This window comes from Tahibacter sp., from assembly GCF_032229445.1.
Taxonomy (GTDB): domain Bacteria; phylum Pseudomonadota; class Gammaproteobacteria; order Xanthomonadales; family Rhodanobacteraceae; genus Tahibacter.
On sequence record NZ_JAVTWC010000071.1, the window covers coordinates 1 to 8,895 of the forward strand.

The following is an 8,895-nucleotide window of genomic DNA, read 5'->3' on the forward strand; positions in this document are numbered from 1 at the left end:
AGTGATCGCTCAGAACCGCAGGTTCTGATCACTCTGAACGCCCAACGGGCCGGACCGGCCAAATGCCTGCGTAGCAGGCGTTCGGCGGGGTTGTGGAGATCGGGTGCTGAGGAGACGAGCGGCAGTGCCAGGACATGTTCAGACCATCCCCAGGCAATTGCTCAGCCAGCCCTCGCAGCTCCTGCGTCTCCTCCCCGATCTGCACAACACAAATCCAAATTCCGCCCCTATTCAGAGGTTACCCAGTGGCCCGTAACGGACAAATCAATAACAGCCCACTCGGTCTGGCCGTGCTTTAGGTCGTGGTTCTGGCCTATCTGCGGATACGCTTCCGACAGATAACGCGAAATTAGCACCCGCTTCGCTGCGCCAACTTCATGCTGACAACCCGCAGGCTGTCCTACAGCAGCCTGCAAGGATCCGGACAAGGCGTGGCCGCGAATACCCGAGATTGAAAGGCAGTAGCAATGAACGACAAGATTGACGCTGTTTCACTGCTGATACTTCGCGAGCAACTGCGCGTGTCGATCGGTTCGCCGACGACGAGGATTACGCACGAAGCCATCGCAAAGTGGCAAAGTGACGTTGCAATGCCAGCGACGTACACGCGGTGGACGAACGAAAGCTTACGGACACTCGTGCTGAACGGCCTTCTTGTGCAGACCGACGACACGTATGAATTCGCCGAGGGCTCCACGCAAGACGAAAAGGCCATCTGGCGCGAATGGGAAGCCACGAAGATCCGGTTGCAGGCCAATTCCGCGTTCAAAGCGCAGCTGACGCTGCTCGACGCTACCTTGCACGCGCTACCTGCGATCCTCTCCGGCCGGACGCGCGCAACGGACGTCCTGTTTCCCGAGTCGTCGATGGCGCTCGTGCAAGGGCTGTATCGAAACAATCCTACTGCCGACTATTTCAACTCGGCGCTGGCATCCACGCTGCTCGCCTACGTGAAGGCGAGGCTCAAGCATCGTGCTGATACAAAGCTGAGGATACTTGAGGTCGGAGCGGGCACCGGCGGCACGAGTGCTGCGGTGTTCGAATGCCTGCAACCCTATCTGTCGTCGCTAGAGAACTATTGCTACACCGATGTTTCCCCGGCATTCCTGAATCACGCACGGAAGACGTTCGGACCGCAATTTCCGCATCTGACGTACCAGATCTTCGATGTCGAGCAACCGCCAGCCGCGCAAGGCATCGAGACCGGCGCCTACGACGTCGTGATCGCGGCCAACGTGCTGCATGCAACACGCAACATACGCATGACCGTGCGCAATGCGAAAGCTACCCTCAAACGTAACGGGTTGCTGCTGATCAACGAGATCACCGCCCACAGTATATTCAGTCATCTGACCTTCGGACTTCTCGAAGGCTGGTGGCGTTACGAGGACGAGAACGAGCGCATAACCGGAACTCCGGCGCTGACCGCGGCGAGCTGGAAAAGAATCCTGGAGAGCGAGGGATATTCGAAAGTCCTGCTTCCGACGCATCGATCGAGCGCACTTGGACAACACATCATTGTCGCCGAGAGCGACGGACAGGTGCGGCAAGACCGAGGAACGCGCGCGCAGACAACGGCCATTGCGCGCGGGCGCCGGTCCGATCCCGGAGTAGTCAGCGGTCAGCCGGAAGCTGCCACTCCGGCCCCCACGCCAGACGCGAATACAGCCTCCGGCGATATCAGCGGGCATGTACGAAGCACGGTCGTCCAACAACTGTCCGATGCCCTGAGCATCGACACGAAGGAGTTCGATGCTGACGGGTCGTTTGCGGATTACGGTTTCGATTCCATCAGTGGCGTGCGAACTGTTGAAGCCATCAACAGGGCGCTGTCCATTCGGTTGCATACGACGACGCTGTTCGACTATCCGACCATAAACAAGCTCGTCTCCCATATCCTTGAGGGTCACCGCCCCGTCGCCAGCGCCATATCCGCGGAATCCGGCGGCACAGGCAGCGCGCAGGTCCTACTCGACGATGTGGCGGGACGCTCCAAAGCGCATTCCGGTGTCCGTCGGCAGCGCGCCGCACGGGTGGCGACAGGACAGGATTCCGCGCCAGAGATCACTCCAGACGAACCCGTCGTCGTTCCGGACGAACCCGCGGTCGTCGACGAGGCGGGCCCGCCGGAAGCGATCGCGGTCATCGGAATGAGCGGACGCTATCCGCAGTCGGAATCGCTCGACGAGCTGTGGCAGCACCTGGCCGCTGGGCGCGATCTGACAGAAGAAGTAAGCCGTTGGGATCTTCCGCCGGACGGACAGAACATGTGCCGCCGAGGCGGGTTTCTCGGCGGCATCGACGAGTTCGACCCTGTGTTCTTCGGCATATCCGGGATGGAAGCCGCGTACATGGACCCGCAGCAACGGCTTCTGCTGCAGGAGGCATGGAAGGGTCTGGAGGACGCGGGATATGCGGGCGCCGGCGTCGAAGGCACGCGCTGCGGTGTGTACGTCGGATGCGGCACAGGCGATTATCTGCAGCTGTTCGACGACACCGTGCCGGCGCACGCGTTCTGGGGTAATGCCGGGTCGGTCATTCCCGCGCGGATTTCATATCACCTCAATCTGCAGGGCCCGGCGATCGCGATTGATACCGCCTGTTCCAGTTCGCTCGTTGCAGTGCATCTGGCCTGCCAGGGGCTCTGGCGCGGCGAAACAGAACTTGCCATCGCCGGCGGTGTATATGTGCAATGCACGCCTCGGTTCTATCGTATGGCGGCGCGCGCCGGAATGTTGTCGCCGCAAGGGCGCTGCCACGCGTTCGACGACCGTGCGAACGGTTTCGTGCCAGGCGAGGGCGTAGGTGTGATTGTGCTCAAGCGACTGAGCGATGCGCTCGCCGATCGCGACCACATCTACGCAACCATTCGCGGCAGCGGCATCAATCAGGATGGCGCCACAAATGGAATAACCGCGCCCAGTTCGCTTTCGCAGGAACGGCTCGAGCGTAGCGTGTACAGCGACTTCCGGATCAACCCGGAAGACATCGGGTTGGCCGAGGCGCACGGAACCGGCACCAAGCTCGGCGATCCCATCGAATGGCGAGCGCTTACCAACGCGTTCAGGTCGGCCACGTCCAGGCAGCAGTTCTGTGCGCTCGGTTCGATCAAGACCAACATCGGTCATGCGATCACGGCTGCCGGTATCGCCAGTGTCCACAAGGTGCTGCTGTCGCTCAAGCACGCGCAGATTCCGCCGTCGCTGCATTTCCACACGGCCAACGCGCACATCGACCTCGACAGCAGCCCGTTCTTCGTCAATGCCGGTTTGCGCCAATGGCCGGCGCAGGCGGGAGCCCGGCGGGCGGCACTGGTCAGCTCGTTCGGTTTCAGCGGGACGAATGCTCACCTCGTGATCGAGGAAGCGCCCGTGAAACCGCGCACGCATGTGGCGCATTCCGCGTATCTGCTGGCAATTTCCGCGCGCACACGCGCGCAGCTTCGGGAACTTGTCGAAAAGTATCTTCGCTTCCTTGAAACCCACCCGGAGGCCGAGTGCGGAAACGTCGCGTATACGCTGATGGTCGGGCGAAGACACCTCCACCATCGGCTTGCCTGCGTCGCCCGGACGTTGGGGGACGTGGTGTCGTCATTGCGCGAGTGGCTGGCAACCGGAAATGCAGCAGACGTCCACGCTGCAGAAGTTGACGCCGACCTTGATCACGGCACGGCACGCGAGGAGGGAGTCCGTTGCCTCGCAGATTGCATCCATCAGGCAGCCAGTGACTATCGTGCGAGCTTGAACACGCTTGCGAGGTTCTACTCGATCGGCTGCGATCTGGAATACGCGGAACTGTTTGCCACTGGCCAGTTCACGCGCGTCAGCCTGCCGACATATCCCTTCGAAAAGCGGCGTTGCTGGGGAGAAATGCGGGCAGAGCCCGCCGGCACCAATCCCATTCCGAACAAGGCCGCCGAGTTCTATGCCTCGGTCACCGAAAACTTCGACGAGAGCTTCGACGAGGAATTTCTGACGTTCTGTCCGTTCGAAGAAAGAATTCCATCGTTTTCGATGACCCGGGTGCTGCTGAGTCCTGCGAGTTATCCGCAGGAGGTCGAGTACTTAAAGGAACGGCAGCGCCAGATGCGCAGCGTTCTCTTCTACCAGGAGCCCTTCGCGCGAATACGGCGCGTGCTCGACATCGGCTGCGGGCACGGCACGGATCTGATCCAGCTGGCTGGATTCTACGATCATCTGCGCGCCGATGGATTCACAATCACCAGGGAGCAGGCGATTCTCGGAAGCAAGCGCATTGCGGCGCTCGGTCTTTCGGAACGAGTGCGAATCTTCAACAAGAACAGCGCAACGGACCCTTTCCCGGAGAAATACGACCTCGCCATCGCCGTCGAGGTGACCTGTCACATCCACGAAAAGCGTGCGTTGTTCCAGAACATTTCTGCAGCGCTCCAGTCGGGCGGACGGCTGCTCATGGCCGATTTCGTGGTCAATCTGCGAGGAGCGATCGAGGACAAAAGCGTCGAAGTCAGCATTCCGACGATCCGTGATTTCATGGATATCCTGGCGACTTGCGGCCTGGTCCTCGACGAAGTGATCGACGTTTCTCCGCAGATTGCAAATTACACCCACGATCCGGATTTCGAAGCCAATACCGTGGGGATGCCCCAGGTCGTGCGCGACCAGTTTCGCGTATACGCGAACCAGTCCATGGCTTTGGTCAGAGGCTGGATCAGCTACTGCCTTTTCAAGATCAGGAAAGAGGCGGCGCTGACGCGCGAGGAATGCCTGGCGCTCAATGTATCCGCCTGGCAGGCGAAGGTTCGATACCCGGACGCACTCGATCAGATGCGCAAATCCGGAATACGCACTCACCTGACCCGCGCCAGCGCGGCTGATGCATTCGAGCCCGCCATCGCGGTCGCTGCATCGACTGCGCCGACCGTGCATGCGGCATCGGGCGAAGATCGGCAGGATCTGTGGACGTTCGAAGAGACCTGGGTGCCGGCGCTTGCCGCACCGACGCTCACGCGACAACCGCGTACCATCGTGTGCTTCCTCGACGATCCGGATCACCAGCATTCCGTCAGGCAGTCCCTGCAGCGCGCCGCGCCAACCACGCAGGTGATTTTCGTCTCGCTCGGTACGCCGCTGCAGACAGATTCCGATCCGCCTTGTGAGTGGGTCGCCGACACGAGCCGGCAGAGCCTGGAGTCAGTGTTTGCGCGTACTGAGCAGCGGCATGGCGCGATTGATGCGGTCTTCTACCTCTGGCCGCTGGAAAGACCTGGTCTCGTCGAAGAGAGCGCGATCATCTTGCACCTGCTGCAGGCGATAGGGTCGGCCGACTACGGCTGTAGTGCCGTCCTCCTTGCGGCGCAGCCCGAGGAAGGACTCGCCACCTGCCATGCGCAATCCTGGATCGGCTTCGAACGCTCTGCCGGCCGGTCGTTGCCGCGGACCCGAGTCGCGGTCATCTGCGAATCCGTGACACGGCTGCCTCAGACCGTCGATATGGCGGCATGGGCTGACAGGCTGCATTCGGAACTGCAGTGCCAACCGACAGAGAGCGTCGACTATCGCAACGGTGTCCGACATGTGCTGCGCGTTCGATCCGTCGAGCTGCAGCACGGCGCCCGCGTGCTGAAAAGTGGCGGCACCTATTGGGTCGTCGGCGGGTTGGGCGGACTCGGATACCAGGTCGCCCGGCGTCTGGCACGATTGGAAAATGCAAGCCTCGTTTTGTCCGGTCGCTCTGCGCTGGACGAGCAGGGGCACGCCAAGCTTTGCCAGCTACAGGAGCTGGGGGCGCGGGTGCGCTATCTGGCGGTAGACATCAGTGATCACGGCGCAACGCGCGATGCGGTTGATGCGATCAACTCCTACTTTGGTCCTCTGGCAGGTGTTTTCCATACAGCCGGTATCGAGAACCCCTGCTCGTTGCTGGACAATGATACCGCCAGCTTCGAGGCGGTACTGGCGGCGAAAGTGCGTGGTTCGCTGGCGCTGACGGACGCACTGCGCAACGAGTTGCTCGACTTCATCTGCTGCTTCTCGTCTACGGCTGCGATCCTCGGCGACTTCGGGTCCTGTGACTACGCTGTCGCAAACCGCTTCCAGTCGGCTTACTGCAACTGGCGCTCGGCGCAGCCGAACGTTACCCGGACTCTGGTAGTGCACTGGCCTGTGTGGGACGCGGCTGGCATGACGCAGCGAGCCGGGCAGTTTCTCGACCGCTATCTCCAGACCACCGGGCAGCGTGCCTTGGGGATCGAGGAAGGGCTCGATCTGCTGGAGCGCCTGTTGTCTCAGCCGCGCGCGCAGCATGTGGTCATGGCGGGCCGGCAAAGCGCTGTCGAACGCCTGCTCGGCGTCTCCGCGGGGTCCGGATCTTTCGCACACCCACGCATCGTGTCTCCGGTCGACGCGTCGTGCACAAGGCCGGCGGATCGCCAGGAAATCGGCATCGACGTCTTGCATGAGCTGAAGTGCATCGCCTGCAGCATCCTGCAGCTGCGCATGGATGACTTTTCCGGAAAGACCCGTTTTCAGGAACTCGGCATCGATTCGATCAATGCCGTGGAGCTGCTGGAAGCGATCAACGCTCGCTTTGACCTGCGCTTGCCCACCAGCGCCATTTTCGAGTTCGGCAACCTCGAAGGGTTGGCAAACTATATGGGAAGCCGGCCTGGAATACCGTTGTCCGCAGCATTCGCGCCTGCCGCCGCGACGAGCGCGGTGGCCTCTGCGCTGCCTGTTGCCGAGGGCGAAGCACCGCTGGTCCGTAGTCGGCCAGCACCTCACGCGTCGCGCGGACAGACGGATCGTCGGGAAACCAGCAGCGACGTCCTGCACGAGCTCAAGTGCATCGCCTGCAGCGTCCTGCAGCTGCGCGAGGGCGACTTTTCCGGGAAGACCGGTTTTCAGGAACTTGGCATTGATTCGATCAATGCCGTGGAGCTGCTGGAAGCGATCAACGCGCGCTTTGACTTGCGCTTGCCTACGAGCGCTATTTTCGAGTTCGGCAACCTTTCAGCGTTGGCAGACTATGTGGGGAGCCGGCGCGAAGAAAAATTGCCGGTGGCATCCGCGCCTGCCCCGGCGGTGAGTGGGGCTACGGCTCCAATGCTGGCGCTGGCACGTGCGGAGCCACGGGTCGGGCGTCCTGCCTCATCGGCTGCTGGCGTTGATAACGGCGTAGTGCCGCTGGTCCGTCACGAAGACGATATCGCAATCATCGGTTTGTCCTGCCGTTGCGCGGGAGCGAATACTCAGCGTGAGTTCTGGTACCTGGTGGCGAACGCGCAGGATTGCATCAGCGAGGTACGTGATCCGTCGTGGCTGGAGGTGTTTGGAAGCAATTCGGTAGCCGCGCGAATCTGCCGAGGCGCTCTTGCTGACGCGGGTTGTTTCGATGCAGCGTTCTTCAACATTTCCCCGGCGGAAGCGCAGTTCATGGATGTCGTGCAGGGCATCGCGCTGGAGGAGTGCTATCACGCCATCGAGGATGCAGGGTATGCGCCGGATTCGCTCGCGGGTCGTCAGGTTGGCGTGATCATGGGCGCCATGCAGTCCGCTCCGGTGCATCACGACAGCTCGCACTTCTCGTTGCTTGGCCAGGACAACAGCATCCTGGCGGCAAGGTTGTCCTACTTTCTCGATCTCAAGGGGCCGTCGCTGGCGATCAACACAGCGTGCTCTTCGTCGCTCGTCGCGGTTGATCTGGCCTGCCAGAAGCTGAAGTCGGGCGACATCGATCTCGCATTGGCCGGCGGAGTGGCGGTGTTCAACCACCCGGGATCGTTCCTGTCCATGTACAACGCCGGGATGCTCTCGCCAACCGGCCGCTGCCGTCCGTTCGACCGGGAGGCGGATGGCATCGTCGTTGGCGATGGGGTTGGTATCGTCGTGCTGAAACGGCTCGCCGATGCCGAGCGTGACAACGACCACATCTACTGCGTAATACGCGGTAGCGGCACCAATCAGGATGGGCGAACGTCGGGCATCACCGTGCCGAGTTTCATGGCACAGGCGGATCTCGAGAGCGCGGTCTACAGAAAACATCGCATCGACGTGGAGGCGATCCAGTACATCGAGGCACACGGGACTGCGACCAAGCTTGGCGATCCGGTGGAAGCACACGCTCTGAGCCAGGCGTTTTCGGAGTTCACCAGCAACAAGCAGTTTTGCGGCATCGGTTCATTGAAGGCGAACATCGGTCATACGGCCGCCGCGGCTGGTGTGCTGAGCCTGATCAAGGTCTGCCTCAGCATGCAGAAGGGGCAGATGCCTCCCAGCATAAATTGGCAAGCAGCGAACGAGTACATCGATTTCCCCGCCAGTCCCTTCTATGTAAATACGCAGCTCAAAGCCTGGCCCGAGCACGGCAACGGGTCGAGGCTGGCTGCCATCAGCTCGTTCGGCTTCAGTGGCACCAATGCGCATGCCGTCGTCGAGCAGCGGGCCGCCGATCGAAGACCGCTACCTACGCTGTCTTTGCAGCAGAGTGAACCGGCCATCGTCGTGCTGTCGGCGAAGTGCAGAGAACGGTTGGCGGTACAGGCGCGGCAACTGTTGTCGGCAGTGGACGATGGCGATCACCTCGAGCTCCATAGCCTGGCCTACACACTGCAGACAGGCCGCGAGGCGATGGATCACCGGCTGGGCGTTCAGGTGGCGACGTTGGCGGAATTGCGCGACAAGCTGACGCGATACGTAGCGGGCGAGGTCGACATAGCGGGTTGCCATGCAGGAGAGGTGAAGAAGGGTAGGGAAGCGGTGTCGGTATTCGAAGCCGACGAGGATCTGCGTTCGGCGCTGGCAGGCTGGGTGGCGAAGGGCAAGTACACGAAGCTGCTGGAGCTATGGGTAAGGGGTTTGTGGTTCGACTGGGAAGCGCTGTACGTGGGTTGGGCGGTTCGACCGCGGCGGATGTCGT

The 8,895-nt window shown here is 61.5% G+C and carries 1 protein-coding gene; it reads left to right on the plus strand.

The features are described 5' to 3' along the window. Nucleotides 1-467: 467 nt before the first annotated feature. A partial coding sequence (locus RUU78_RS13250) for an SDR family NAD(P)-dependent oxidoreductase (protein ID WP_313917337.1) occupies nucleotides 468-8,895 on the plus strand: 8,428 nt, incomplete at its 3' end.